Annotated in this window: 29 protein-coding genes and 1 pseudogene; 13 read left to right on the forward strand and 17 right to left on the reverse strand. The window is 60.7% G+C overall.

All coding sequences use genetic code 11. The features are described from left to right. Window positions 1-58: 58 nt before the first annotated feature. On the forward strand, window positions 59-1,240 hold the full coding sequence (locus tag ACN0WV_RS06865) for an MFS transporter (RefSeq protein ID WP_417604580.1): 1,182 nt from the start codon (window positions 59-61) through the stop codon (window positions 1,238-1,240). Between the two features lie 250 nt (window positions 1,241-1,490). Here the strand turns inward: ACN0WV_RS06865 and ACN0WV_RS06870 are convergent, their stop codons facing one another. The 7 genes from ACN0WV_RS06870 to ACN0WV_RS06900 form a co-directional block, all read right to left on the reverse strand. Continuing rightward, entirely contained in the window at window positions 1,491-2,087 is a 597-nt protein-coding gene (locus ACN0WV_RS06870; RefSeq protein WP_417604582.1) for an ABC transporter ATP-binding protein, read from the reverse strand. After that, complete coding sequence (locus ACN0WV_RS06875; RefSeq protein ID WP_084351212.1) at window positions 2,084-2,836, reverse strand: ABC transporter permease; 753 nt, start codon at window positions 2,834-2,836, stop codon at window positions 2,084-2,086. The genes ACN0WV_RS06870 and ACN0WV_RS06875 overlap by 4 nt, the downstream gene beginning before the upstream one ends. 14 nt (window positions 2,837-2,850) lie before the next feature. Further along, window positions 2,851-3,828: an ABC transporter substrate-binding protein gene (locus ACN0WV_RS06880; RefSeq protein WP_417604584.1), complete on the reverse strand. Its 978-nt coding sequence runs from the start codon at window positions 3,826-3,828 to the stop codon at window positions 2,851-2,853. A 98-nt stretch (window positions 3,829-3,926) separates the two neighbouring features. After that, on the reverse strand, window positions 3,927-4,181 hold the full coding sequence (locus ACN0WV_RS06885) for a PepSY domain-containing protein (RefSeq protein WP_417604586.1): 255 nt from the start codon (window positions 4,179-4,181) through the stop codon (window positions 3,927-3,929). 20 nt (window positions 4,182-4,201) lie between these two features. Next, a complete protein-coding gene (locus ACN0WV_RS06890; protein ID WP_116599618.1) occupies window positions 4,202-4,639 on the reverse strand; it encodes a cupredoxin domain-containing protein in 438 nt (145 codons plus the stop codon). A gap of 11 nt (window positions 4,640-4,650) precedes the next feature. Beyond that, window positions 4,651-5,625 carry a YVTN family beta-propeller repeat protein gene (locus ACN0WV_RS06895; RefSeq protein WP_417604588.1) on the reverse strand — a complete coding sequence of 325 codons (975 nt, stop codon included), beginning with the start codon at window positions 5,623-5,625 and terminating at the stop codon, window positions 4,651-4,653. A gap of 13 nt (window positions 5,626-5,638) precedes the next feature. Next, entirely contained in the window at window positions 5,639-6,826 is a 1,188-nt protein-coding gene (locus tag ACN0WV_RS06900; protein ID WP_417604590.1) for an ABC transporter substrate-binding protein, read from the reverse strand. A 156-nt stretch (window positions 6,827-6,982) separates the two neighbouring features. Here ACN0WV_RS06900 and ACN0WV_RS06905 point away from each other — a divergent pair, with 156 nt between their 5' ends. Genes ACN0WV_RS06905 through ACN0WV_RS06920 form a run of 4 tightly spaced genes read left to right on the forward strand, consistent with a single transcriptional unit; the run spans window position 6,983 to window position 9,738 of the window. Then, window positions 6,983-7,474: a DUF3280 domain-containing protein gene (locus ACN0WV_RS06905; protein WP_417604592.1), complete on the forward strand. Its 492-nt coding sequence runs from the start codon at window positions 6,983-6,985 to the stop codon at window positions 7,472-7,474. Continuing rightward, a complete protein-coding gene (locus ACN0WV_RS06910) occupies window positions 7,471-8,016 on the forward strand; it encodes an SRPBCC family protein (RefSeq protein ID WP_084351226.1) in 546 nt (181 codons plus the stop codon). The genes ACN0WV_RS06905 and ACN0WV_RS06910 overlap by 4 nt, the downstream gene beginning before the upstream one ends. Further along, complete coding sequence (locus ACN0WV_RS06915) at window positions 7,979-8,938, forward strand: YVTN family beta-propeller repeat protein (RefSeq protein ID WP_417604594.1); 960 nt, start codon at window positions 7,979-7,981, stop codon at window positions 8,936-8,938. Before ACN0WV_RS06910 ends, ACN0WV_RS06915 begins: the two co-directional genes overlap by 38 nt. Then, window positions 8,935-9,738 carry a quinoprotein dehydrogenase-associated SoxYZ-like carrier gene (locus tag ACN0WV_RS06920; protein WP_417604596.1) on the forward strand — a complete coding sequence of 268 codons (804 nt, stop codon included), beginning with the start codon at window positions 8,935-8,937 and terminating at the stop codon, window positions 9,736-9,738. Before ACN0WV_RS06915 ends, ACN0WV_RS06920 begins: the two co-directional genes overlap by 4 nt. 10 nt (window positions 9,739-9,748) lie before the next feature. On the opposite strand, the pseudogene ACN0WV_RS06925 reads toward ACN0WV_RS06920, so the two are convergent. After that, window positions 9,749-9,930, reverse strand: a pseudogene (locus ACN0WV_RS06925) (transposase); the annotation flags it as partial. Window positions 9,931-10,228: 298 nt separating this feature from the next. Here ACN0WV_RS06925 and fzlA point away from each other — a divergent pair. The 4 genes from fzlA (at window position 10,229) to msrA (ending at window position 13,227) form a co-directional block, all read left to right on the forward strand. Further along, window positions 10,229-10,924 carry an FtsZ-binding protein FzlA gene (fzlA, locus tag ACN0WV_RS06930; RefSeq protein ID WP_417604598.1) on the forward strand — a complete coding sequence of 232 codons (696 nt, stop codon included), beginning with the start codon at window positions 10,229-10,231 and terminating at the stop codon, window positions 10,922-10,924. 78 nt (window positions 10,925-11,002) lie between these two features. Further along, window positions 11,003-12,049 (forward strand): tRNA epoxyqueuosine(34) reductase QueG, encoded by a 1,047-nt coding sequence (gene queG, locus ACN0WV_RS06935; protein ID WP_417604600.1) that lies wholly within the window; start codon window positions 11,003-11,005, stop codon window positions 12,047-12,049. Between the two features lie 225 nt (window positions 12,050-12,274). Next, a complete protein-coding gene (gene msrB, locus ACN0WV_RS06940; protein ID WP_084351234.1) occupies window positions 12,275-12,724 on the forward strand; it encodes a peptide-methionine (R)-S-oxide reductase MsrB in 450 nt (149 codons plus the stop codon). Continuing rightward, on the forward strand, window positions 12,721-13,227 hold the full coding sequence (gene msrA / locus ACN0WV_RS06945; RefSeq protein WP_417604602.1) for a peptide-methionine (S)-S-oxide reductase MsrA: 507 nt from the start codon (window positions 12,721-12,723) through the stop codon (window positions 13,225-13,227). The genes msrB and msrA overlap by 4 nt, the downstream gene beginning before the upstream one ends. A gap of 161 nt (window positions 13,228-13,388) precedes the next feature. On the opposite strand, the gene ACN0WV_RS06950 is transcribed toward msrA, so the two are convergent. Continuing rightward, window positions 13,389-15,410, reverse strand: a complete 2,022-nt coding sequence (locus ACN0WV_RS06950) for an FAD-dependent oxidoreductase (RefSeq protein ID WP_417604604.1) — start codon at window positions 15,408-15,410, stop codon at window positions 13,389-13,391. 191 nt (window positions 15,411-15,601) lie between these two features. Here ACN0WV_RS06950 and ACN0WV_RS06955 point away from each other — a divergent pair, with 191 nt between their 5' ends. Next, window positions 15,602-16,507 (forward strand): LysR family transcriptional regulator, encoded by a 906-nt coding sequence (locus ACN0WV_RS06955; RefSeq protein WP_417604606.1) that lies wholly within the window; start codon window positions 15,602-15,604, stop codon window positions 16,505-16,507. A 192-nt stretch (window positions 16,508-16,699) separates the two neighbouring features. Here ACN0WV_RS06955 and ACN0WV_RS06960 read toward each other — a convergent pair whose 3' ends face one another. From ACN0WV_RS06960 to ACN0WV_RS06975, 4 genes are read right to left on the reverse strand one after another with little or no spacing between them, the layout of a single operon-like run. After that, a complete protein-coding gene (locus ACN0WV_RS06960) occupies window positions 16,700-17,680 on the reverse strand; it encodes an OmpA family protein (RefSeq protein ID WP_417604608.1) in 981 nt (326 codons plus the stop codon). Continuing rightward, window positions 17,652-18,224, reverse strand: a complete 573-nt coding sequence (locus tag ACN0WV_RS06965; protein WP_417604610.1) for a peroxidase-related enzyme — start codon at window positions 18,222-18,224, stop codon at window positions 17,652-17,654. Before ACN0WV_RS06965 ends, ACN0WV_RS06960 begins: the two co-directional genes overlap by 29 nt. A gap of 3 nt (window positions 18,225-18,227) precedes the next feature. Continuing rightward, window positions 18,228-18,962, reverse strand: coding sequence for a GNAT family N-acetyltransferase (locus ACN0WV_RS06970; RefSeq protein WP_417604612.1), 735 nt, complete (start codon window positions 18,960-18,962; stop codon window positions 18,228-18,230). Beyond that, window positions 18,959-19,681 carry a competence/damage-inducible protein A gene (locus tag ACN0WV_RS06975; protein WP_084352146.1) on the reverse strand — a complete coding sequence of 241 codons (723 nt, stop codon included), beginning with the start codon at window positions 19,679-19,681 and terminating at the stop codon, window positions 18,959-18,961. Before ACN0WV_RS06975 ends, ACN0WV_RS06970 begins: the two co-directional genes overlap by 4 nt. Window positions 19,682-19,987: 306 nt before the next feature. On the opposite strand from ACN0WV_RS06975, the gene ACN0WV_RS06980 reads away from it, so the two are divergent. Further along, on the forward strand, window positions 19,988-20,671 hold the full coding sequence (locus ACN0WV_RS06980) for a GntR family transcriptional regulator (protein WP_084351248.1): 684 nt from the start codon (window positions 19,988-19,990) through the stop codon (window positions 20,669-20,671). Window positions 20,672-20,809: 138 nt separating this feature from the next. Continuing rightward, window positions 20,810-21,622, forward strand: a complete 813-nt coding sequence (map, locus tag ACN0WV_RS06985; RefSeq protein WP_084351250.1) for a type I methionyl aminopeptidase — start codon at window positions 20,810-20,812, stop codon at window positions 21,620-21,622. A gap of 17 nt (window positions 21,623-21,639) precedes the next feature. Here map and ACN0WV_RS06990 read toward each other — a convergent pair whose 3' ends face one another. The 4 genes from ACN0WV_RS06990 to ACN0WV_RS07005 all read right to left on the reverse strand — a co-directional run bounded on the left by ACN0WV_RS06990 (window position 21,640) and on the right by ACN0WV_RS07005 (window position 25,617). Next, window positions 21,640-22,506 carry a DUF2189 domain-containing protein gene (locus tag ACN0WV_RS06990; protein WP_417604614.1) on the reverse strand — a complete coding sequence of 289 codons (867 nt, stop codon included), beginning with the start codon at window positions 22,504-22,506 and terminating at the stop codon, window positions 21,640-21,642. 190 nt (window positions 22,507-22,696) lie between these two features. Further along, window positions 22,697-23,671: an MBL fold metallo-hydrolase gene (locus tag ACN0WV_RS06995; protein WP_417604616.1), complete on the reverse strand. Its 975-nt coding sequence runs from the start codon at window positions 23,669-23,671 to the stop codon at window positions 22,697-22,699. Window positions 23,672-23,851: 180 nt separating this feature from the next. After that, on the reverse strand, window positions 23,852-24,412 hold the full coding sequence (gene rsmD / locus ACN0WV_RS07000) for a 16S rRNA (guanine(966)-N(2))-methyltransferase RsmD (protein ID WP_417604618.1): 561 nt from the start codon (window positions 24,410-24,412) through the stop codon (window positions 23,852-23,854). Next, window positions 24,409-25,617 (reverse strand): NAD(P)/FAD-dependent oxidoreductase, encoded by a 1,209-nt coding sequence (locus ACN0WV_RS07005; protein WP_417604620.1) that lies wholly within the window; start codon window positions 25,615-25,617, stop codon window positions 24,409-24,411. Before ACN0WV_RS07005 ends, rsmD begins: the two co-directional genes overlap by 4 nt. Before the next feature lie 89 nt (window positions 25,618-25,706). Here ACN0WV_RS07005 and ACN0WV_RS07010 point away from each other — a divergent pair, with 89 nt between their 5' ends. Then, the gene (locus ACN0WV_RS07010) at window positions 25,707-26,195 is read left to right on the forward strand and encodes a peroxiredoxin (RefSeq protein WP_417604622.1); all 489 of its coding nucleotides are present in this window, start codon (window positions 25,707-25,709) and stop codon (window positions 26,193-26,195) included. Window positions 26,196-26,319: the final 124 nt, after the last annotated feature.

The following is a 26,319-nucleotide window of genomic DNA, read 5'->3' on the forward strand; positions in this document are numbered from 1 at the left end:
CCCAATGGCCGCAGCCTACAGCATGGACCGCGCCCTCAAAACAAAGCCGAGCGTTCGAATGACCATACAAAAAACAACTTTGATGCCGACATCGTATTCGGTCATTCTGGCGGTGAGCGGATCCCATCTGATCAATGACCTGATCCAGTTTCTCTTACCCGCGCTCTATCCGGTTCTGAAATCCGAGTATTCGCTCAACTATTTTCAGTTGGGTCTTCTGACGCTGGCACAGCAGATCACAGCCTGCATATTGCAACCTGTCATGGGTCTCTACGGGGATCTGAAACCCAAACCTTACACGCTGGCGGTGTCCATGATGATCGTGGCCCTCGGTGTGGTGATGCTCGCGACGGCCGACTCGTTCATGCTATTGCTGGTTGCGGCGACCGTTCTGGGGGTCGGGTCGGCTCTGTTTCACCCCGAAGCATCACGCGTGTGTCGTATGGCATCCGGTGGCAAACGCGGATTTGCACAGTCCAGCTTTCAGGTCGGAGGCAATACTGGAACAGCTCTTGGACCTCTTGCCGCTGCCTTGTTCGTTCTCCCTTTGGGGCAGGTCAGTACCGTCTGGTTCGGACTTTTCGCTGTAATCGGAGTCATCATCCTGATCTGGGTCGCCCAGTGGTTCACGAACCATCAGCGGATTGTCAGAACCGCTGGCACACCCGAGATCTCGCTTCCACAACTCCCCCGAAAGCGTCTGATTATTTCCTTCGCGATCATCGGTGCCCTGCTGCTGAGCAAGTTCGTCTACGTCGAAACATACAAGAGCTACTATACTTTTTTCCTTATCGAAAAGTTCGGGCTTGAGATCAAATACGCACAGACCCTTCTGTTTGTCTTTCTCGGGGCGGTCGCTGTGGGCACCTTCGTTGGCGGTCCTGTCGGTGATCGCATCGGACGCAGAAAGGTAATCTGGGGTTCGATATTGGGGGCGCTGCCTTTCGCGCTGATGCTGCCGCACGCGAACCTGCTGGGAACAGTCGTGCTAAGCATTATTGTCGGGCTGGTTCTGGCCTCTGCCTTTTCGGCAATTGTCGTCTTTGCGCAGGAATTGCTGCCGCAGAAAGTCGGAATGGTTTCAGGATTCGTCTTCGGTTTCGCGTTCGGAATCGGCGCGCTTGGCGCTGCCTCACTCGGGGCGCTCGCGGACCAGATCGGCATGCAGCAGGTGTTCAGCTATCTCTCGGTACTCTTGTTCCTGGGATTGCTGACGTTCTATCTTCCTGACATTGACTAACGTCGTCGCCCGTCAGCCATATATCCGTCAGCTTTCTCGCTTAAGCAGAATATGCCACCGATGCTATCCAAAGCGTTGCCGCCCTGCCGCCCGGATGACGGCCTTTCAAACAACCACGCAGCGCGGTATCCGCGCGCCGCTTAGACACATCCGCCACTCGCACGGCCAGCGGTGTGTTGATCTTCGCGTTCTCAACTTCGCCGGAAGTGGCGTTTTTTTGGCGCTGTCATTTAATCGGCTGGGCCAGAGCTTAATGACGGAGCAGCCTCGCTGGCGTTCCGCTTAGCTCAAGGATCCGGGTTGCCAGACGGTCGGCTTCAGAGCGGGCGTGGGTGACAAAAAGGGTCGCCGGCTTTGCTTCGGCGATCAGCGCTTCGGTTAGGCTGAGCATCTGTTCCGCCGTTTCAGCGTCCAGAGACACGAAAGGTTCGTCCATCAGCAGGAATTCCGGTGATCCGGCAAAAGCGCGCGCCAGTGCCAGCCGCCGCTGCTGACCAAGCGAGAGCTGACCGGGGAAGGCATCCTCGCGCCCCGAAAGGGCAACGCGGTCCATGGCGGCGCGCGCGGCCTCGCGCCCCAGTGACGGACGGGGGATCAGCAGGTTGTCCAATGCGCTGCGCCAGGGCAGCAAGGTCGGCTCTTGAAACACGATCGCCATGTTGTCGGGGCGTGTGACGGTGCCTTCGAACTGTGTGTCGATACCCGCCATGATCCGAAGGATCGTAGACTTTCCGATGCCGGAAGGGCCGACCAGCGCAACGGTTTCACCCGGAGAAATCGCGAATTCAATTGAACCCAGCACCTGCTGTTTGCCAAAGAATTTCGATGTGATGTCAGCCCGGATCACGCGGTTCTCCATCGGCGGATTCGGCGCTCCCACGGTTGAAGCAGAAGCCACTCGACCGCAAGCATGACGGCGATGAAGGACAGGGCGTAGATCAGCACCATCGTCACATCAAACAATTGAAAATAAAGGTGTATCTGAAACCCGACCCCGTTGGAGCGGCCCAGGAATTCGACCACCAGCACGATCTTCCAGATGACCGCGATGCCGGATCTCGCGGCCGCTGTGATGAATGGAGCCAGTTGCGGCAAGGTGACATGTCGCATGCGTGCGGTCCAACTCATCCGGTAGACACGGGCCATCGCCTCCAGATCCGGGTTGAGCGCGCGTGCGCCTTCACGGATCACAGTCGCGACGTTGGGAATTTTGTTGAGTGTGACGGCAATGATCGCGGCCGTTTCGTTCAACCCGATCCAGAGATAGCACAGCACGATCAGAACAAGGGCAGGCAGGTTCAGAAAGATCACCAGCCACGGATCAAGCCAGCGGTTCAACTGGTTCGACCGGCCCATTGCCAAACCCAGCGCGATACCGATGCCCATCGCCAAGGCAAACGCCCAGATCACCCGCAGCAAGGTGGCGCCGAGATGATAGAGCAACTCTCCGGATCTGATCTGCTGCGCCGCCGGGCCGATCAGGGTCCATGGTTGCGGCAGGATCGTCGCATCCGCGGTGAGGGCCGCGCAAACAATCCAAAGCAGGAAAAGCCCGAGGATCGACAGGATTGACGTGGCCGCAGACGAGTCGTTCATCGGGCAATCTGTTTTTATTCGAGGTCTGCGAACAGGCCAGCGGGAACGGTGGTGGCCTCACCCACCAGATCGGCACCGCCAAGATCGTTCATCAGCGCCAGCAGCTTGTTTGCCCCATCAAGGTCAACCGGACCGCGCGCCGGCGTGCCTGCAAGCCAGTCTTTCTTCAACAGGTCGAACTGGGCGTCGGTCTGGGCGTTCATGTTGGGACGTACGGCCTCCCACGCGGCATCGTCACTGGCGAGCAAATCCTTTGCATCGCGGCTGGCATCGTACAGCGCCTGCGCGATCCCCGGATTATCCGCCAGATAGCTTTCTTTCATGTAGTAGCCAAGCAGCGGCGTGTCAGTGTTCAGACCCAGCGCCTTGCCGGCCTCTTCGACCGAGATCACCTCTTCCATTCCGGCGGCTTTCATCTTTGCCAGGAAATGCCAGAAATTGATCGCGCCCGAGACTTCCCCGCCCAGACCGGCCTTGAAGATCAGCGGCGGCGCGCCGAACACCTGCTCGGTTTCAGCCTTCAGGTCCATGCCATATTCCTGCTGCGCATAGGCACGCAGGATCAGCCAGGATTTATCAAGCGGGCCACCCGCGATGCCGACCTTCTTGCCAGCCAGATCCTTCAGGGAGGTCACATCGCTGTCCTTTGGCGCGACCAGCCCACCGACCGCCTTGGAATACGGCACGAAGACGTAGTCCTTCCCGGCGGCACGCTGGCGGGCCACCCAGATCCAATCCGCCACGGCGACATCGGCCTCTCCGCCTTCGACAGCGACGCGGGTGGCACCGTTATCGGCATAGGGGGCGACCTCCAGCTCAAAGCCATGGGCCTTGTCAAAGCCGTTTTCGGTGATGGTCGCCAGTTCCCAGTTGACCGTTCCGATCTTCAGGACCGCAGCGCGCACCTTGGGAAGGTCTTGTGCGAAGGCAGGGGCCGTCAGGCTGAGTGCAAGCAAAGCACATGCGCCCCTGCGGATGATGGATCGGATCATGACATTCTCCCAGATGGCATTTCGGTTATCAGACCGTTTAGCCTATCTTAATCGTTTCCGCGACCAAGACCATTGGGCCGTGGTCGCGGAAACGGCATTTATTCGGCGCGGCGCCCGACCTCGTTCAGATCTGCATCCAGTTCGATGTCGAACTGATTTCCGCCTTCGCAGATGACATCGTCCAGCTCATAGCCGTCATCTTCCATTTCAATGTCATCGGGGTCCATCTGACAGTTCATCTCGGTCAGCATGGCGGTGATCTTATCCACGGTTTCCTGCGGGATCTCGTGGCTTTCGGCAAGGGCTGATGTGCCGACGATGGCAGCAAGTGCAAGTGCGATGATACGGGTCATTGGTCGTTCCTTTCGTTAAATTACTGGATGCTGATGCGGATTTGTTGCGACTCGCCGGTCGATCCGGGGATGCGCAGGATATGGGTGCCGGGCTTGATGGCAATAAAGGACAGCTCGGCAGTTCCTTCGTCGTCAAACTCGATGGAATCGATCGCCATCGGGCGGATCTCGATCTTGTTGATGACGATCTCGTTCATCCAGATCGCGCGGAAAAACTCTGATCCCGTCAATGCCAGCTCGGCAGAGCCGTCGGCGGTGATGTTCATCTTGTAATACGCGCCGGATTGCAGGGTCACGTCTTCGCCCAAGGGTTGCCCGGATGCGAGCGTCAGCTCGATCGGCTCGCCACGGTTGCAAGAGGCAAGCAAACCGGCAAAACCCAGATCGTCACAAAGCGGTGCGGCAATGGCCGGTGCCGAAAGGCAGCAGGCTAAGGCGGCGGCAGACAGTAGTTTCATTTAGATCTCCTTCAGTTAGGGGTCACGACCACGCCCCAGGGCTGTTGGCCAACCTGCACCGATTTGATCGCCTTTTCAGCGGCCACATCGATGATGGTAATGTCATTGGAATTGCCGTTGGTGGTCAGCAGGAACGCCTCGTCCGGGGTGAAGGCCAGTTGCCAGACACGTTGGCCGACGATGATATAGTCCAGAACTTCCAGCGTTTCGCCGTCGATCACTGCAACACGGTTGGCCGGCCCGAGTGCCACGAAGATCCGACTGCCATCGCTGGTGACCTTGATCCCCACGGGTTGAAGCCATTCGGGCAGAACCCCCGGCACCTCAAAGCTGATCTTATCGACCAGTGTCGGGGTGCCGTCCGGTGCAATATCCATTACGGAAACTGTGCCGCCAATCTCTGCGGAGACGAACAGCCTTGTGCCGTCATCGGTGTATTGGGCGTAGCGCGGCCGTTGATCGACCAGCACGTTATGGTAGATCTTGTAATCCTCGGTCGAGATGAAATGCGCCATATTCGTCGTCTCTGACGTGTTCACCACCCATTTCGCATCGGGGCTGATTGCCATGCCTTCGGGTTCCACGCCCACGGGCACCTCTGCCAGAACGGTGCGCGTTTCGGTATCGGTCACGGTAACAAGGTTGTCATCTTCGTTGGCGATATAAAGATGCCGCCCGGTCGGATCGATGACGAACAGTTCCGGGTCCGGACCAGAGGGCAGGCTTTCCAACTCTCTGTAGGTTTCGGTGTCGAACACCCGCACGAGGTTATCATCTGACGCACAGACATACAGCTTGCTGCCATCCGGGCTAAGCGTGATGCCGCGTGGCCGGTTGCCGCCGTCAAATTCCTGAATGACTTCCCATGTATCCGTATCGACAACGGTGATGGTGTTGCCGCGTTCGTTCGAGACAAAGGCCTTGTTGGCCAATGACGGGGACGCCGCCAGAAGGGCAAGCAGTGAGGTCGCGATCAAGGTTTTCATGCGGAACTCCTGGTCAGTTGAACGAAGTGCACTCGGTTTCGGGACGATCAAGGCCCAGCGTATCCAGCGGTGAAACCTGATGCAGAAACCCCTCCTGCGGGCTGACGCTGACGGTGATCATGCCGTCGTAAAGAAGGATCGGTTGGCGCATCTGGCCGTTCCAGTCGCGGAACGTCACCTTTTGTCCCTTGAAAGCCGCCAGTTCGAACGCGTCGGACAGGGCGTAGTCCCGGATCGCTTGCGCATCCACGGTGCTGGCGCGCGTCACAGCCTCGCCGATGACGCGCAGGGCCAGCCAGACGTTGTAGTCCTCGGCATGGGCATAGCGACCTGCCAAAGCCTCGAAACGGGTTTGATATTGGGTCGTGCCCCATGCCTCATGCGCGGCATGAAAGGTCACCGGGCGCAATCCGGCGGACCCCATGACCGGGCGCGGCGAAGACAGATGATACGGCAGATACCGTGCAAAATAATCCGTGCCATCGGCGGCAATCAACACGTCATGCCGCTTGGCACCCTGCGTGAAGGTCGGCAATTGGCGCTGAACAAGCACATGGCCACTGTCAGTACGCCGCGAGCCGCCAGTATCGGCAAAAACCCGTTCTTCGACGATGTTCAACCCGAATTTGCGCGCCGCGCGCCGGTAGGCATCCGCCAAGGACGTGTCTGCGTAGTTGGAGCCGGAGACCAGAAACCATTCGTCCCACTTTTTCCAAACCGAAAATTGCGCGATTGCATCGGCCAGCATCAAGTTGGACGGCGCGATATGCAAAAGCGACGCCCGGCACTCTTCGGACCGCAGCGATGCCTCTGGGGTCGTCGCGTTCAGAACCAGCGCGTCATCCTGCGCGGCGCGGTCAGTCAGCCGCAGCAGATCACGGCCCTCGGCCATTACGACGATGAGGCGAATGCCGTCTGCAAGGATTTGCTCCAGCGCCGCGTCGGCCTCTTCCGGCGGGACGGCGATCTGCTGCGTCTCGTAGGTATGACCAAGAAAAGTGCCGGTTGTGCCGTTGTCCTCATCTGCCAGCATCGCCCCGGCGAAGCCCAGATCCTCTGGCCGCAGGTCATAGCGAGAAATTGGCAGCAAACGTGGATAATCGATGCGCAGAACGGCCGCTTTCACGTCCAATGCCGACGCGTGACCAGCCAGTCCGACATACAGCAACACCGCCAAAAGCGGAGCGATGATCTGTCTCACGATAACCTCCCTGCGCCCGTTCTGAATTGTCGGGTTTCTTGCCGTTACTCCAAGCAAAACAGACGCGAACTGCAACCGATACCTTTTGTCAGGTTGCAGTGAAGACGGTAACGACTGCACCATGTTCGGCGACTCTTATTTTCTAAGAAAGGCCACATGCGCCGCACATTTGCATTGTTGTTGATTGCCTTCGGTTTCCCCGCTTTCGCGGAGGATAGCGTGGCGTTTTTTGGCATCACGCTGCTGGACAATTCCTTGCAGACAGAGGCGCAGGGCCAAGACCCCGCAGAGCTGGCCCGTCTGAACAAAGTCGAGACGCTGATCACAGAGCGCTTTACCGAAGAAGGCTACCGGTTTCTTGATCTTGCCCCCGTGCAGGAAGAGCTGGACCGCATTGTGAACCCGGCCAAATGTTACGGTTGCGATGCGCGGATGGCGATGAAGCTGGGCGCTGATTTTGCGTTGGTGGGCGAGGTTCAGAAAATCTCCAACCTGATCCTTACGATGAACCTGCAACTGCGCGATCCGAAAACGGGCCAGACGGTCAAGGGGCGGGTTGTCGACATCCGTTCCAACACGGACGAATCCTGGCTGCGGGGGATGCGGTACATCCTCAAGACGGCTTTTTTCAACTCGGAGGAAAAATGAAACGACGCGAATTCATGGCGATGACTGCGGTGGCGCTGATGCTACCGGGGCTGGCTGCGGCCCATGGGCCAACCCGTCAAAAAGTGACACTGACCACCGAAGTTGCCGCCGATCCGGCAGAAGTATGGCAGGCCATTGGCAACTTTCAGGACATGAGCTGGCACCCGGCCGTGTTTTCGACCACGGGCGAAGGCGACAACCAGATTGATGCCACCCGCGTTCTGACGCTGGGCGAAGAAGGCGGGCCGACCATTTCGGAGATCCTGTATAAATACAGCGACGAGAAGATGAGCTATTCCTACCGGATCACGGATGTCGCGGTAGAGGTTCTTCCGGTCACCAATTATTCGTCGCACCTGACCGTGAAGCCGCTGGATGGCGGCGGGTCGGAGGTTGAATGGCGCGGTGCGTTTTATCGCGGTTATCCCAACAATGATCCGCCCGAAAACCTGAATGACGAAGCCGCGATTGCGGCGGTTTCCGGCGTCTATCAGGCCGGGCTGGATGCGCTGGTCGAGCGGTTTGGCGCGCCGGGTAGCTAAGGCATTCGCGGTGCTTGTCGTCGCGGGTTTGCCTGCGGCGGCAGACACCGCTTTTGTAACCTGCCAGAATGGCGATGCGCTCAGCGTGTTCGATCTGACAAGCGGTGCCGAGACCGCGCGCTGGTCGGTCCCCGGCAAGCCCGCAGGCGTTGCCGTTTCAAAGGACGGTAGAGTGTTTACCGTATCGCCCGACAGAAAAACGGTCCGTCGATACGACAGGGCAGGCACCGTTCAGGCCGAAGCTGCGCTGGATGGCGGCCCTATCGGGATCGCGCATGATATGGCGCGCGGCCGGGTATTTGTGTCCGACTGGTACAATGCGCGCATCTGGGTGCTGTCAGACGACACACTTGCCCCCATAGCAGAACTGACAACCGGCGCGGCCCCGGCGGGCCTGAGCCTGTCTGAGGACGGGCGCTTTCTGGCCTCGGCCGATCGCGATGCGGATCAGGTTTCGGTCTTCGATGCAGAGACGTTGACGCTGCTGCAACGGATTAAGGTCGGCACACGGCCCTTCGGGCTACGCTTTGCACCGGATGGGCGGTTGTTTGTCGGCAATGTCGGGTCGAATGACCTCAGCATTCTTGACCCTGCCACCGGGTTCATTCTGGCCACGGTGCCGGTGGGGGAACGGCCTTATGGTGTGGCCTTTGCTTCCGGGCGTGCCTTTGTCACAAACCAATACGAAGACACGGTCAGCGTGATCGACATGCAAAGCTTGCAGGAAGAGACCCGTATCAAGGTTGGCGAATATCCCGAAGGGATTGATGCCACGGCGGACGGGACGCGGATCGTGGTGGCGAACTGGTTCGATAACACCGCCACGTTGATCGACGCACAAACGCTTTCCGTGCTACAGGTATTGCACACATGCGACGGCCCCCGCGCCTTTGGTGTGTTTCTTCTGGGAGGAGAAGAATGAAACGTTTCGTATTGGGTGCTGCCCTGATCTGCGCCGCGCTGCCCGTTCTTGCGGGCGAAGGCTGGGAGGCCGTGAAGCACCAACTTTACGAGGGCCGGATACTGAACGACGGCAATCAGATGATCTCCATCGATGCGCCCTACCGCACGCCGGACGACGCCCGCACACAAATGGCGGCAATGGTCCACGCGCCGCAGAAGATGCTTCTGGGCAAGGTCACTCTGGTCCTGGACGAAAACCCCATGCCGGTCTCGGCCGTGTTCGATTTGGCTGTGCCGCAACCCAGCTTTTTCTTTGACCTGACGATGCGCGTCAACGGACCCACGCCTTTGCATGTCATTGTCGAGACGACCGATGGACAGCTTTGGGTCAAGGAAGGGTTCGTCAAGACCTCTGGTTCAGGTGCCTGCGCGGCCCCTCCCGGCACCGACCCCGACCTTGCCTTGGCAACGCTGGGCGAAATGGGGCTGGAGGTCACGCAAATGAGGGCCAGCACCTTCGATCTTGGCCGGACGACACAGCTCAGCAAGCTGGATGTGGATATCTCGCACCCCTCGCATTCGGGCATGCAGATGGATCAGATTTCGCTGCTTTATATCCCGATGCGCTATGTCGAGAATGTGGCAATCGCGCTGGATGGCGCGGACTATGTGAACATGACCGGGTCGATCTCACTGTCAGAGAACCCACGCGTCGGCCTGTCGGTTCCCAGCAACACCCGATCAGTGGACGTGACGATGACAGACACCAAGGCCACGGTCACCAGCGCACATAAAGATCTGTCCGGCAGTGGAACCTAGGGGGCTAGTCTCATAGCCAATAGATGACTGTTGCGGCAAAAGGGATGGCCGACAGGAAGACCTTTGAGCATCTATCGTAGCGTGTCGCCACCCGTCGCCCGTCCTTGAACCTACCGAACATGATCTCGATGCGGTTGCCTTCTTGTACCTGCGTTTGTCGTGTTTGACTGGCGTCTTGTGCCGCTTTCGACCGGTGAATCATGCCGCACAACGGAAACCAATAGGTCCTGACCCTAAGCCAGTATCATAACTTCTATGGCGTTCACAAAGGACCCTTTGTTGAACGCTCATCACGAGGTTTTAAGGTAAGAGAGTCGCGAGAAGGTCAAGTTTTGCGTCTCTGCCGATCTTGGCGCCGATCGCGGGGAAGGGGCGTTTGGGGCAGATATGCTTCGTTCGGGTCAATGGAGCGCCACGCGGCCCGGCAAGGAAGTGCCCGCGTGCGGCTTATCCAGTTGAAACGCGGCGCGCTTCGCGGCAAACAGGGGCTATGCACCCTCAACAGGATTGTCCCGACGTGACCGCTCGCCTTTATCATGTTCCGCTGTCGCCATTTTGCAGAAAAGTGCGGCTGAGCCTTGCCGAAAAGAAGATCGAGGTTGAACTGGTCGAAGAACGCTACTGGGAAAAAGCCCCCGATTTCCTGCGCCGTAACCCGGCTGCCAAGGTGCCGGTGCTGAAATTCGACGGGCGGATGATGGCGGAAAGCTCTGCCATTTGCGAATATATCGAAGAGGTCAGCCCCGAACCGCCGCTGATGCCGCGCTCTGCCGAGAATCGCTATGAGGTGCGCCGTCTGGTCAATTGGTTCGACGACAAGTTCCACAACGAGGTCACCTCGAAGCTGCTATATGAGCGGGTGAACAAGAAGGTGATGAAGCTGGGCTTTCCCGACAGCCGCAATGTCAAGGACGGGGCCAAGGCGATCAAGTACCATCTGGATTATCTGGCCTGGCTGCTGGAGCATCGGCGCTGGCTGGCCGGTGAGACGATGACGCTGGCCGATTTTGCCGCCGCCGCGCATCTGTCGTCGCTGGATTATATCTCGGATGTGGATTGGAACCGGTCGGACGTGGTCAAGGACTGGTATGCGAAGATCAAGTCGCGCCCGGCCTTTCGGTCCATTCTGGCCGATCAGGTGTCGGGTTTCCCACCGCCTGCGCATTATTCCAACCTTGATTTCTAAAGGTCTTTTGGGGGCGGGGGGCGTCCATGGCTTGGCCGTTCAGACAGCCCGAAACACCCATAAGGGGGCCGCGTTGCGATGCAGGATCTCAAGGACAGGCTGATCGCGCAGGCACTGGCCGACGGGTTTGACGCCTGCCGGATTTGCAGGCCGTGGGATGTGCCGCAGGTGGCCGGGCGTCTGGCCGCGTTTCTGGAATCGGGCGCGCATGGCCAGATGGGCTGGTTGGCCGAGCGGTCGCATTGGCGGGGCGATCCGGCAGCTTTGTGGCCCGAGGCGCGGTCGGTCATCATGCTGGCGGAAAATTACGGCCCTTCGCATGATCCGCTTGAGGTGCTGGACCAGCGCGACCGCGCGGCGATTTCGGTCTATGCGCAGAATCGTGACTACCACGATGTGGTCAAGAAACGGCTCAAGCGGGTCGGGCGCTGGTTGATTGACGCTGCGGCAAAGTCGTCTTCAGAGGCACCGGAAATAAAGGTCTTTGTCGATACCGCTCCGGTGCCGGAAAAGCCATTGGGCGCGGCGGCGGGGCTGGGCTGGCAGGGCAAGCACACCAATCTGGTCAGCCGCGACCTAGGCAGCTGGTTCTTTCTGGGGTCGATCTTCACGACGCTGGATCTGCCTGCCGACGCGGCAGAACGCGATCATTGCGGGTCTTGCCGGGCCTGTCTGGATGTCTGCCCCACCAATGCCTTTCCCGCGCCCTACCGGCTGGATGCGCGGCGCTGCATCTCCTATCTGACGATCGAACATCACGGCCCGGTGGACGAAGAATTGCGGCCGCTGCTGGGCAACCGGATCTATGGCTGCGACGATTGTCTGGCGGTCTGTCCGTGGAACAAGTTCGCGCAGACCGCCGCAGAGGTGAAATATCATCCTCGCGCCGAGCTTCTGTCGCCGAAATTGGCCGATCTGGCCGTTCTGGATGACGCGGCTTTCCGCGCGCTGTTCAGCGGCAGCCCGGTCAAGCGCATCGGGCGCGGGCGGTTCGTGCGCAATGTGCTGTATGCGATCGGCAATTCCGGTGATGCGGAATTGCGTGGCGTGGCGCAGGGGCTTTGCGACGACGCGGACGCCACGGTTGCCGATGCGGCGCGTTGGGCTGTCTCAAGACTGGATTAGGACGCTGGCCTGAAAGCGCCGACCGGAGTGATCCGGCCGACGCCCACAAGGTCGTGTCTTGGGTAACAGAGGGAAAATCTGTTACAACAAGTATGGGCGTAAACGGCTGATAATCAACCTGCCACGCGATTTCGTGATCGAGGTTGCAGCAGAGTTTGAATTTTCCGCGGATGCCCCATTTACCTGTTAGGAGCAATCCACAATGGACAGGCCAGGAGGAAAGTCATGGCGAAGTATGAAAAGAACCCCGACGTGATCGCAACGCTCGACCCCGAGCAGTACCGCGTGACCCAGCAGGATGGCACGGAACGGCCCGGCACCGGGGCCTATCTGTCCAACAAGGAACCGGGAATATATGTCGATATCGTCAGCGGAGAGCCGCTGTTTGCCAGTTCCGACAAGTATGAAAGCGGCTGCGGCTGGCCCAGCTTCACCAAGCCGATAGAGCCTGCGCATATCGGTGAGTTTCGGGATGTCTCGACGGGGATGGTCCGGACCGAGGTCCGCTCGGCCCATGGCGACAGCCATCTGGGACATGTCTTTCCGGACGGGCCGCAGGACCGGGGCGGCTTGCGCTATTGCATCAACTCGGCCTCGCTGCGCTTTGTCCACCGCAACGACATGGAGGCCGAAGGCTACGGCGAATATCTGGATCAGGTGGAGGATGTGGCATGACTGAACGCGCTGTACTGGCGGGCGGCTGCTTCTGGGGCATGCAGGATCTGATCCGCAAGCTGCCGGGGGTCGTGTCCACGCGTGTGGGCTATACCGGCGGGGACGTGCCCAACGCCACCTATCGCAACCACGGCACCCATGCCGAAGGGATCGAGATCACCTTTGATCCGGCGAAAACCAGCTATCGGCAATTGCTGGAGGTGTTTTTCCAGATCCACGATCCGACCACGCTGAACCAACAGGGTAATGATCGGGGGCTAAGCTACCGCTCGGCGATCTATTACTGCTCCGAGGAACAGCGCGCCGAGGCGCTGCGCACCATCGCCGATGTCGAGGCCTCGGGCCTGTGGCCGGGCCGCGTGGTGACCGAAGTGGAGCCGGTCGGCGACTTCTGGGAAGCCGAGCCCGAACATCAGGATTACCTTGAACGCATCCCCAACGGCTATACCTGCCACTTCCCCCGCCCCGACTGGGTTTTGCCGAAACGATCCGCGGCGGAATGAGTTTAGAGGAGCTTGTCCCCCACGAAATGTTTCGTGGGGGCAGGCCATAGGCTATCGCTTTGTACTCAGGGTTCAGAGCCTGCTTTGCATTTTTGCCAGAAAATTTTGCGCGATTGCGCCCATGAGCTGAAGCTCTGGAACCGAGGGCACTCTCGGTCAAGTCACAGGGCAGCGGCGATCCTTGTGCCTTGGTTGATGGCGCGTTTGGCGTCGAGTTCGGCGGCGACGTCGGCGCCTCCGATTACATGGCAGGGGATGCCTTCGGCCTCCAGCGCGTCGGCAAGGCTGCGGTCGGATAACTGGCCTGCGCAAAGAACGATGGTGTCGCAGGCGATCAGTTCGGGCCGTTCGCGCGCTTCGCCGTATGAGATGTGCAGACCGTCCGCGTCGATGCGCTCGTAATTCACGCCCGCCTTCATATCGACCGATTTCATTTGCAGCCCGGCGCGGTGAATCCAGCCGGTGGTCTTGCCCAGACGCTTGCCGGGGCGTTCGGATTTGCGTTGCAACAGCGTGACCTGACGCGCGGCGGGGTCGGGCTGCGGTCCTTCGGGGGCAAGGCCGGCACGGGCTTTTTCAGGGTCGGTGACGCCCCATTCGCGCATCCATTCGGGCAGGTCTGTGGTCGGGCTGTCCGTTGTCACGAGGAACTCGGCCACGTCAAAGCCGATGCCGCCCGCGCCGATCACGGCGACGCGCTTGCCCACGGGCGCGCCGTTCAGCACGTCGATATAGCTGAGCACATTGGGGCCGTCCTGACCGGGGATCTGCGGATCGCGGGGGACGACGCCGGAGGCAATGATGACCTCGTCGAAACCGGCCAGTGTGCCTGTGTCGGCCTCGGTTTCCAGCTGGACGGTGACGCCTGCCTCTGTCAGCATGGTGCGATACCAATCGACAAGACCCCAGAATTCCTCTTTGCCCGGCACCTGCTTGGCCATGTTGAGCTGACCGCCGATTTCCAAGGCGCGGTCGATCAGGGTAACATCATGGCCGCGCGTCGCTGCCGTGATCGCTGCGGACAGCCCCGCAGGACCAGCACCGACGACGGCCACGCTGCGCGGGCGTTGGGTGGGTGTAATCGTCAGTTCGGTTTCATAGCAGGCGCGCGGGTTGACCAGACAGGTCGAGATCTTGCCGTTGAATGTGTGATCCAGACAGGCCTGATTGCAGGCGATGCAGGGCGCGATTGTATCGGCACGGCCCTCGGCGGCCTTGCGCACGAAATCCGGGTCAGCGAGGAACGGCCGCGCCATGGAGACCATATCGGCGCAGCCTTCGGCCAGAACGGATTCCGCCACATCGGGCATGTTGATCCGGTTGGAGGTGATGACGGGAATGCCGACCTTGCCCATCAGCTTTTTCGTGACCCAGGCAAAGGCGGCGCGGGGGACAGAGGTGGCGATGGTGGGAATGCGCGCCTCGTGCCAGCCTATACCGGTGTTGAGGATCGTGGCACCCGCAGCCTCGATGGCCCTGGCGAGTTGCACGACCTCGGCATGGGTAGAGCCGTTGGGCACGAGGTCGATCATCGACAGGCGGTAGATCAGGATGAAATCCGGGCCGACAGCCTGCCGCACGCGGCGCACGACCTCGACCGGCAGGCGCATGCGGTTCTCGTAGGAGCCGCCCCAGCGGTCGTCGCGCTTGTTGGTGTGGGTGACAAGGAACTGGTTGAGGAAATACCCTTCGGACCCCATGACCTCGACCCCGTCATAGCCCGCTTCCTGAGCGCGGGTGGCAGAGGTCACGATGTCTGCGATCTGCTTTTCGATGCCGTCCTCGTCCAACTCCTTGGGCGGGAAGGGCGAGATGGGCGATTTCACCGCGCTGGGGGCCACGCAGTCGGGGCTGTAGGCATAGCGGCCCGCATGCAGGATCTGCATGGCGATCTTGCCGCCCGCATCATGGACCCGGTCGGTGAAGATGCGGTGGTTGGCGATGTCCTCGGGCGTGTAAAGCCCGGCGGCTCCGGGGAAAACGCCGCCTTCGGGGTTGGGGGCCATGCCGCCGGTGACCATCAGCGCCACACCGCCACGGGCGCGGGCGGCGTAGAATTCCGCGACCCGGTTCCAGTCCTTGGTTTCCTCCAGCCCGGTATGCATGGACCCCATCAGCACGCGGTTCTTCAGCGTGGTAAAGCCAAGATCGAGCGGTGACATCAGGTGCGGATATTCGGTCATACGGAGGCTCCCTTGTTGCGGCGCATCACACCCGATCGAGGCCGCGTTGTCACCGTCAAACGCTGCGTCACCGTCTGGGGCTTCGGCGTTTCCATGTCGCGAACAATACATGCAATCAACATGGCATTGGCGCATTTGCGCCTGATTTGTTCTGCAAGACCGTTCCTGTCAAACACATAAGGGAACATCGCATGGACCGATTGTCGGAAATGGAGGCTTTCGCCACGGTCGTGGATCAGGGCGGGTTCACCGATGCGGCGCGCAAGCTGGGCCTGTCAAAATCCGCGGTATCGAAACATGTGTCTTCGTTGGAGGCTCGGCTGGGTGCGCGCTTGCTGAACCGGACCACGCGGCGCGTCAGCCCGACAGAGATCGGCCTTGCCTACTACGACCGCGCCCGCCGCGTGCTGAATGACGCGGGCGAGGCCGATGCCCTGGTCACGTCGATGCAGTCGGCACCCTCGGGTCTGTTGCGGATCAGTGTGGCCACGGATTTCGGGGTCAATCGCCTGTCGCCCGTGCTGGGCGCGTTCCTGTCGGAATTTCCCGACATCACCGTCAATATGGTGCTGAACAACCGATATGCAGAGCTGATCTCGGAAGGGTTCGACATGGCGGTGCGGATCGGCGACCTAGAGGACAGCACCCTGCGCGCCCGCAAGCTGACGACGACTGCGCAAAGCATGATCGCCAGTCCGGACTATTTCCGAAAATACGGTCGGCCGCAAAAGATCGACGATCTGACCGAACACAAATTGCTGCACTATTCGAACCAGTCCGGGGGGAATGTCTGGAAGGTGACCGCACCCTCGGGCGAAAAGCGTCAGATACGCACCGCCGGGTGGTTAAGCGTCAATGACGGACAGTCACTGCTGAAGGCAGCGATATCCGGGCTGGGCATCGCTTATTTGCCTGCCTTCCTTTACGCAGATGCGATGGCGCGGGGGCTGGTCGAGGATGCGATCCCAGACCTGCCCGCCGAAACGCTGGACATATACGCGGTCTATCCGCCGGGTCGGTTCACCCAGCCCAAGGTGCGCGCCTTCATAGATTTCCTCGTGCATGAGTTCGGACAGAAAGGTCCGACGGATTGGTGACAAAACCATGCCTGGGAGCGAAGTTTTAACGAGTGGCATGTTTAATAGCAGGAGTGGTGAAGAGTGAATTGAGTGATGAGTGGAATGGTGACGAGTGACCTGTTTGCAAGGTTGAGGTGCCCCGGTTCTGCCTGGGCACTTTCTCGCGCGAATGCCGGATTTCAGGCCGTCTCTGAAGATGCGCGCGTAATATTATTTCGGCAGAAGCACGGCCTCGACGCGGCGGTTTGCTTCGCGCCCGCTATCGGTCAGGTTGCTGGCGATCGGCGCGAGGTATCCCATGCCTGCGGCATCCAGCCTGCTTGCGGAGATCTCATACGCGCTGACCAGCCGCTCCTTGACCGATGCGGCCCGCCTGCGGGACAGCGCAACATTGATCTCTAGTGACCCGGTGGCATCTGTGTGACCCACCAGCACGATCCGGCGGTCTGGATTGGCGCGAAGATATGCGGCCAGAGCTTCGAGAGAGGCGAAATTGCCAGTGCCAAGCGAGGCAGCGCCGGTGTCAAAGATCAGATCGGTCAGGATGACGTGACCATTGCTGTCCAGCGGGGTCGCGATGTTTCCGGGGGCGTCCGGCGGCGCGGTGACTGCGCCTGTCGTGGTCGGTTGCGCGGCAGACGTGCCGATCCGGGGCGCTGGGTCCGACCCCGGTGCCGTGACGCGAATGACCTGCACGAAACCGGCGGCGGCGCTGCGGCTGACAAGCAGGCTGAGATGTTCGGTCAGATCGGGTGCGGCGGCGGCAAGAAAGCGGTAATCGGTAAGGTCGACATACATGGCCGGGCCGGGCAGCACCTCTGTCCCGAAGCGGAAGTCGAACCCGCCACAGGCGGTTGCGGCGCATTCAAAGAGCACATCATAGCCCTGATCCGCGATTTGCTGCCGCAACGGGGCAAGGATTTGCAAGGTGGTAACGCCCACGCCGCCTACCCGGAATGCCTGCCGCGAGATTTGTCCTTCGAGCCGTTGCGCAGGCACGGTGGTTCCGTCCCACGGGGCGATCGGCAGGCGGTAACTGTCCAGCGTGATGACCGTTTCTGCGGTGTTCCGGCTGCCCGTGGGCAGGTCGAGGACAATCGCGGCGGTGCCGGGCATGGCAAGCACGCTGGCTGCTGCGAGGATCAGGAGTGGCCAAAGCGGCCTAGCGCGATTGCGCGTGATAGTCGTCATTTGGTCGCATATCTGTGGCGCTGGCCACGCGGTTGGTCATGTTGAAGAACCCGGTCACATTGGCGATGTCCCAGATGTCACGATCGGAAAAGCCGACATCGCGCAGCGCCTGCCGGTCGGGTTCCTCGATCTCGGCGCTGGCGGTTGTCGCCTTGGCGGCAAAATCCAGCATGGCGCGGGTGCGCGCATCCAGCGGGGCCACGCGGTAGTTCATCACCAGCATCTCGCCCAGCTTCGGATCGCCCGACAGGTCGCGGACGGCTTGCCCATGCGCCGTCAGGCAATAATAGCAGCGGTTGATGGAGGAGACGACCACGGCGATCATCTCGCGCTCCAGCTTGGTGAGGCCGCTATCCGCCAGCATCAGGTCGTTATAAAGCGTGGTAAAGGCGTTCAGCTTGTCGATGTCGAACGCGTGTGCGCGCAGCACATTCGGCACCATCCCCAGCTTTTCCTGGCAAATGTCGAAATATTTCTGCGTCGCCGCTGGCAGCGGGTCGACCATGGGCAGGTCGAGGGCGGTGGGGCTATCTGGGTTGGTCATGTATCAGGGCGTCCGGTCGTCAGGGTAAATGCGGTAATGGTACTGTCCCACAAGCGCGAAGCCCATGGAAATATATAATTGGTTGGCGGCATCGTTGGTCCGCACGCACAGGGCCGAAATCTGCTCGGCACCCTGCGCACGGGCCCAACGTGCAGCGTGGCGCATCAGCCAGCGGGCAGAGCCATGGCGGCGCTGGGCGGGACGCACATGCAGCGCGTGGACCATGGCCATGCCGTCATGCACCGCGACATAGCCGACGCCGGAGGGGTGATCATTGGCGCGCCCGAACAGGCCCGTCTTTGGGCATTTACAACGCTGCATCACCGCAATCCGGTCGGCGAAAACGTCGCCCTCGGCCCATATCTCGCGCATGATGGCGAGGGGTTCCCAGATGTTGAAGGTAGTGACAGGCGGGATCGGCCGGTCGTCAATCAGGCCGACCGGGGCCACATAGAGGTTCACCGGGTCGATGATCCGATAGCCGCGCGCGTCAAGCGCGTCATCCAGCGCGGTCTCACCCTGCCGGACCATGAACAGGCGCGGCTGGTTCAGCGCCCGCATGTCGGCCTCGGCGGTTTGAAAATCGGCACCGCTGAATGCGGCCTCGGCCGTGGTGGCGCAGACGCGCTTGCCGCCACCTGCGCCATCGCGGATCGTCCAGGGGCCACGGCACCAGTGACGCGCAGCGGGCCAGGTTGCCTCTGTCACCGCATGGATCCGCTGCGCCGCGTCGGTCATTCGGGGAACAGATCAGACAGCTTCGTCATGGCGGCATCGATCTGGGTGCCATCCGTGCCCCGGATCACGATGTTCGATCCGTGAGCACCGTCCTTCTGGAACGGATAAGAGCCGATCATCAGGTCGGGATACTCCTTCGCCAGTTCAAAGAGCGGCCCGGCAATCTCGCCTTCCCCCTGATTGATCCGCAAGGTCTGGCTGAGCAGCGGCGCACCCCCGGTCAGCGTGGGCAGTATGCTGGCCACCATCGACTCGAAAATCGACGGGACGCCTGCCATGACATGTACGTTTTCCAGCGTGAAGCCGGGCGCGACAGAGACAGGATTTTCGATCAGCGTGGCACCGTCGGGGATGCGGGCCATGCGCAGGCGCGCCTGATTCAACTCTGAGCCGGTGCGCTCGTAATGCGCGGCCAGAAGGGCGCGGGCGTCGTCGCGGACATCAATGCTGCGGTCGAACGCGGCGGCAATGCAATCGGCGGTAATGTCATCATGCGTGGGGCCGATGCCGCCCGAGGTGAAAATGTGGTCATACGCAGCCGACAGGTGCTTGACGGCCGCCACGATGGCCGCGTGATCGTCCGAGACCATGCGCGCCTCTTTCAAGTCAATGCCGTGTTTGGTCAGTTCGCCGGCCAGATAGTGCATGTTGCTGTCGCGGGTCCGCCCCGAGAGGATCTCGTCCCCGATGACAAGCATTGCGGCGGTTGGGTTTGCCATGCGCAGGACTCCTTGGCTGGTGTTCATGCAGGTATAGGCCGCGCCAGTTGGCTTTCAAACCCCGCAAGTGTGAATGCGTCAAAAGCATGCTGTCGAAGCAGGGCGCTGTGGTGTCTTTGGGCCTGGAGAGCGGCCGGGTGCCGTGATGGCAGGCTGGGTGAACTCCGGTTTTGTCGATAAACACGGTCCAGGTGCCAGATCGCGTCCGGCTTTGACGGCAAGGGGCCGGCACCCCCACGAGAGGTGTTGATGTCGCTGGCTTCAGGCAATATCAGCTTTTCAAACGTCCAGTCGGGGGATCTGTAGATGGCATCAATACGACAGGCCCGCGCCCGCGAAACCAGCGTCGATCTGGTTTTCAATCACCTTTACGAACAGATCCTGACGCTGGAGCTTTTGCCGGGTGACAAGATTTCCGAAGCCGAGATTGCATCGAAGTTCGGCGTGTCGCGTCAGCCGGTCAGGGATGCGTTCAACCGGCTTGTCAGCCTCGATCTTCTGGTGTCACGCCCGCAGCGCGCGACAGAAGTAAAGCGGATCTCACTGCGCGAGATTGCCAAATCGCGTTTTGTCCGGGCCGCGGTTGAGGCCAAGGTGCTGCGGCTGGCTGCATTGAATTGTGACAGCGAAGGTTCCAAGCTTTTGAAAACGCATATTGAAAAGCAGGTCAAGGCGGTTGAGACGTCCGATATTGCCGCCTTCGGTGTGCTTGATTACGGATTCCACGAAGTCCTGTGCGGTATCGCGAAGACGGATTTCGCTTTTGAGGTTATCGCGGAAGAAAAGGCCAAGGTTGACCGGCTGTGCCTGCTTGGCCTGACCACGGGCGACCGGATGCCGGAACTGCTGAACGACCACAAAACCATCGCGCTTGCAGTGGAACAGGGCGATGCCGATGCCGCGGTCGAAGCCGGAATGATACATCTGACGCGGCTGGACGAGACGATCAATTCGGTCTGCGAGACGCGTGCACGGTATTTCGATCTGTAGCACAAGCGCTTGCAAGCTGATCAAAGTTCCGAAAGGCAGTAATTGCAGACTGTGCAAGCAGGGCGTGCCTCTGGCATTGCCGATATATTATGCTATATTGCGACGGCAATTTAGAAATGACGGAGCAATGGCTTGAAAATGGACACACGCGGTCGGCTGACGCGGGACGGGATTCGCATTTATGATCACGGCGATTTCGCCGGGATGCACAAGGCCGGTGCCTTGGCTGCGCGTATTCTGGACGAGGTTGCCGATCTGGTGCAGCCCGGCGTGTCCACAGGGGCGTTGGATGCATTTATCGAAGAGCAGGTGAATGCCGCCGGGGCGATTTCCGCCACCATCGGCTACAAGGGGTACAAACACGCCAGCTGCATCAGCGTGAACCATGTTGTGTGTCATGGCATCCCCGGTGAAAAGCTGCTGAAGGATGGCGATATTCTGAACATCGACGTCACGGTGATTGTTGACGGTTGGTTTGGCGATACGAGCCGGATGTATGTCGCGGGCAAGCTGAGCCGCAAGTCAGAGCGGTTGATCCAAGTCACCCATGATGCCCTGATGAAGGGCATCGAGGCGGTCAAACCCGGCAATACGTTCGGCGACATAGGCCACGCGATTCAGGCCTATGTCGAGGCGCACCGGATGAGCGTCGTGCGCGATTTCTGCGGGCACGGGCTGGGCCGGGTGTTCCATGCGCCGCCGAACGTGCTGCATTACGGCCGTCCTGGCACGCGTGAGCAGCTGGAAGAAGGCATGATCTTCACGATCGAGCCGATGGTGAATCTGGGCCGTCCGGAAACCAAGGTTCTGTCAGACGAATGGACAGCCGTGACACGGGACAAATCGCTTACGGCGCAGTTCGAACATTCCGTGGGTGTGACCTCTGACGGGGTCGAGGTGTTTACCTTGTCACCCGGCGGGCTGTTCCATCCGACCTACGCGGCCAGCTGAACAGCCCTATAGGCGGATCACTCGGCTTCGTAGCTTACGGCGCGCCGGTACAGGTGCCACGTTGCGTGGCCCAGCACCGGCAATACGACGATCAGACCCAGAAAAAACGGGATGCTGCCAAGTGCCAGCAGGACCGCGACTGTCAGCCCCCAGCCTGCAACCGCAACCGGATTGCGGCGGCAGACAGCCACCGAGGTCATCACGGCGACGGGCAGGCCGATCTTTCGGTCAACGATCATCGGAAATGTTGTCAGGCTGACGACCAGAACGGCCAGCGCGAAGACAAAGCCCACAGCAAAGCCGAGAATGATCATCGTCCAGCCCGGCCCCGTGCGCAGCACGTCTGTCAGAAAAGCACGGGCAGAGACCGGGGCGGCCGGGCCAAGTGTTGCGTCATAGATGACCACGGCGGCGTACATCCACAGAATGAACAGGCCCAGCAGATACGCGCCCAGCGTCAGGACGCGCCCCATGATGTCCGAGCGGAACAGAGATAGGACGTTGTTCCAGCCTGCATCCTGCCCGGCCTCGCGGCGGCGGCTCAGTTCGTAAAGCCCGATACCGGCGACGGGACCAAGCAGCGCAAAGCCGGCGGCCATCGGAAAGATCATCGTCATCAGACCCCGATTGAAGGCCATATAGGCCAGCGCGATGCCGATCAGCGGATACAGCACGACCAGAAAAACCACATCGCTGCGGAAATGGGTGAAATCATCCATGCCGGATCGCAACGCCGCGCGGACATCACCCATGGTGATGTCGTTGACCACCGGGCGGGATTTGCTTTCGCCGCCGACGGATTCCGCCGCGTGGCCAAGGCTTTGGCCCGTGCCATGCAGAGCATTTGCGGCCCAGCTAAGGGGATTGCCGATTGTTTGCGCCATGATGTCCTCCTTCTTGCGGGAAAGAGCCTTTGGCGCGGTCCGGTCCGCTTGATTTCAAGCGGGCGTGGCCGCGTTGGCCCTGACCTTGTAGTCACGATAACAGAAAAACGCTGTCAAAGCAGTCACTTTCCGGGGAGGACGCAGGTCAGGCCATGCCGTGGCGATGCCGTCAGGCACCGCTTGGCGGGCCTCAGGGGGTAAACTGCCAGAGGGCGGGAACGAAACGGTGCGTTTCGCCGTCGCGCATGATGTGTCCGACACCGGGAAAGGGGAAGTGATAGCCCAGAACGGTGATACGGTCGGCGGCGGCCATGTCGGTCAGCCGCCTGCGGGTGGCTACGGTCGTCTCGCCGTCCATGTCAAAGGCGTTATACCAGTCGGGATGCGCGAAATTCATATAGGCATGGGTCATGGCATCGCCAAGCGCGATGAGTTGTTGGCCGCCGCTCTCGACCACTATGCTCATATGGCCGGGGGTGTGACCGGGCGTGTCGATGACGCGAATGCCCGGCGCGATCTGTTGGTCGTCCGAGGCGAGCGTCCATTCCAGCCCGTCTGCCGTGATCGAATTCACCGCGCCGAGAACAAATTGCTGCATCTCCGCCGGAACCTGATTTACCAGTTCGTCCTGCATCCAGTAGGCGTGTTCTGTTTCGCCAATGATGTATTCCGCATCCGGCAGGATCGGTTCGTCAAAATCGTCTCGGATTCCCCAGATGTGATCGGGATGGGCATGGGTGATGACGACATGGGTGATGGTGCCGGGGTCGATGCCGGCAGCCTCCATATTGGTCAGGAGCCTGCCTGCGGTGTCCATGAACCGGGACCCAGAGCCTGTATCCACAAGCACGCGGGCTTCGCCCAGTTCCACATAAAGATGGTTGGTGTGGGAATAGTTCTCTTCTTGGGAAAGGAAGTGTTGTTCCAGAAAGGTCTGTACCTCTGCCGGGTCGGCATTCACGCCCAGCCCGGTTGCGGGGGTGGTGAAGAACCCGTCTGACAGCACGGTGATGCGTGCCTCGCCCAGAGTAAAACTGAAATGACCGGGATTGGTTGTTTCCGGCGCGCCGAGTTGTGCCCGCGCCATCGCGGCAGGCAGGGCAAAAGCGGGCATCGCCGCGGCGAGTCGCAGCATGTCCCGGCGGGTGGGGCGGTGAAGCGTCATGGTATCCTCCCATTCATTTCATTGAATGCATCTTGGCATGGGAGGCGCGCAGGGCCAAGTGTGTCGATGCCCTGTCAGGGCGGAGGCCTTTTGGCTGGGTTTGGGAGTGAGGGGCCGGCCCCTCACACTCCCCGGAGTATTTTCGCCAATGAGAATGGGAAGAATCTTTATCGGATACCGTCAGGTGGGGGCGGTCAGCAGGGTGATGTGGCTGTCGCCGTAGGGCCGGGATTCGAGCAGGGCGAAATCCGCAGGGGGGCTTTGTGGCTTGTTTTCCTCCCATACGATCAGCGCGCCGGGGGCGAGCCAGCCCTGCGCCTGCGCAGATGCAAGGGCGGCTTCGCCCATCGCTTTGCCGTAGGGCGGGTCGAGAAAGACCAATGCTGCGGGATAAGGCGCGGGCGGCAGGCGGCGGGCGTCGCGGGCAATGAGCGTGGTTTGCGGCTCTGCCTTGAGAAGGGTGATGTTCTGGCGGATCAGCGTCTGCGCCTTGCGGCCACTATCGGCAAAGCTGACATGGGACGCGCCGCGCGACAGCGCCTCCAGCCCCAGAGCGCCCGTGCCGGCAAAGAGGTCGAGCACATGCGCGTCTGTGATCGGGTCGCCAAAGCGGCCGCCGGTCAGCATGCCGAACAGGCTTTCGCGGACGCGGTCGGTTGTGGGGCGCAGATGCGCGCCAGCGTCACCCTTGCCAACGCTGGCCAGGGCGCGGCCGCGGTGGATGCCCGCGACGATCCTCACGCTTTCAGCAGGGCCTTGAGGTCGGATGCAGGATCTGCGACCGTAGCGGCACCCGGCGATTTCCCCATCTCTATCAGGCGTTTGCCGACCATGTAGGCGCGGGCGTCATTCATCGCGTCAATGGCCAGAAGCCTGTCGCCTGCGTAGTACCAGAATGACATGCCATCGCCGGTCCCTTTACGGGTCACGATGCGGTCGTAGCCGCTGTTCAATCCGGCGATTTGCAGTTTGCAATCGTACTGATCGGACCAGAACCAGGGTTTCGCCTGATAGGGGCTATCCGCCCCCATGATGTTATCGGCCACGCATTCGGCCTGATCAATGGCATTGCCAACGCTTTCCAGCCGTACGCGGGCGCCATTATGAGGGAAGGACGCGCAATCGCCGGCGGCCCAGATCGCGGGATCGGAGGTGCGGCCCAGTGCGTCGGTGTGGATGCCGTTGTCGATGGTCAGTCCGGCAGCCTTGGCCAGTCCGGTCGCGGGGGTGATGCCGACGCCGACGATCACGAAATCCACGTCGGGATGGCTGCCATCTGTCAGCTCTGCGCCGGTGACTTTGCCTTCGCCCGTCAGGCGGGTCAGGCCGATGCCTTCGCGAATGTCGACACCGTGGCTGCGGTGCAGGTTGCGAAAAAAGTCGGAGGTTTCGGGGGCAGCGACGCGTTGCAGGATGCGGTCGGCCATTTCGACCAACGTGACGGTCAGTCCCAGTTTGGCAGCCACAGAGGCGGCCTCCAGCCCGATATAGCCGCCGCCTACGATCAGTACGCGGGCATTCTGGCGAAAGCGTGGTTCCATCGCGTCGACATCGGCCTTGGTGCGGACCACGCAGACACCGTCCAGGTCGCCACCTATGCTGGCAGGCAGCCGACGCGGTTCCGACCCGGTGCACAGGACAAGATGATCATAGGTCAGCGCGCCATCTTCAAGCTGTACCGTGCGGCTGGCCGCGTCGATGCCGGTGATGGTGGTGCCGGTGCGTAGGTCAATTGCGTTTTCGGCATAATACGCCTCGGGGCGCAGCAGCAGGCGGTCGGCGTCCATCTCGCCCATCAGATAGGCCTTGGAGAGCGGCGGCCGCTGATAGGGGGGCAAAGGCTCTGCGCCCAGCAGGGTGATTTTACCGTCGAACCCCTTGGTGCGCAGCCGTGCGACCAGGGATGATCCGGCCTGGCCCGCCCCGATGACTACCACATGCGACATGATCCGCCCTTTCAGAATGTGTTTGCTGCCTCAAGGGAGCAGCCTATAACGGCAGGGACCGATAACGCAATTCACGGAGACCACTCAAGATGGCAATTTCTCAAGGCGAAAACCTTCCCGATGCGAGTTTGCTGCGGATCGGCGCAGAAGGCCCAGAGCAGGTCGCGTTGGCAGAGCTGACAAAAGACCGCAAAGTTGTGCTATTCGCGGTGCCGGGTGCCTATACGCCGACCTGCCATTCCGCGCATGTGCCCAGCTTCACCCGCAATGCAGATGCGTTGAAGGCCAAGGGCGTGGACGAGATCATCTGCGTCAGCGTCAATGACCCGTTCGTGATGAAGGCCTGGGGCGAGGCGACGGGTGCCGAGGCGGCGGGTCTGACTTTGCTGGCGGATTCCGAAGGCAGTTTTACCAAGGCCATCGGCATGGATTTTGACGCGCCACCCGCAGGCTTGTTGGGGCGCAGCCAGCGCTACGCGATGCTGGTTGAGGATGGGGTGGTCACGGTGCTGCATCTTGAGGAATCGCCGGGCGTTTGTGAGGTTTCGGGCGGCGAGGCGATGCTGGCGGCGCTCTGACCCGGATCAACGAATAGTGAGACGGTCCGGCATCTCCTGCCGGGCCGCTTTCCCTCCGGGTGCCGGGCCGCGCTTTTGATCCTTGCGCGGCGGGTCAAGACGCATATGTCCACAGCAACGCCGA

Origin of the sequence: Primorskyibacter flagellatus, assembly GCF_048268605.1 — a bacterium.
GTDB classification, from domain to species: Bacteria; Pseudomonadota; Alphaproteobacteria; order Rhodobacterales; family Rhodobacteraceae; genus Primorskyibacter; species Primorskyibacter flagellatus.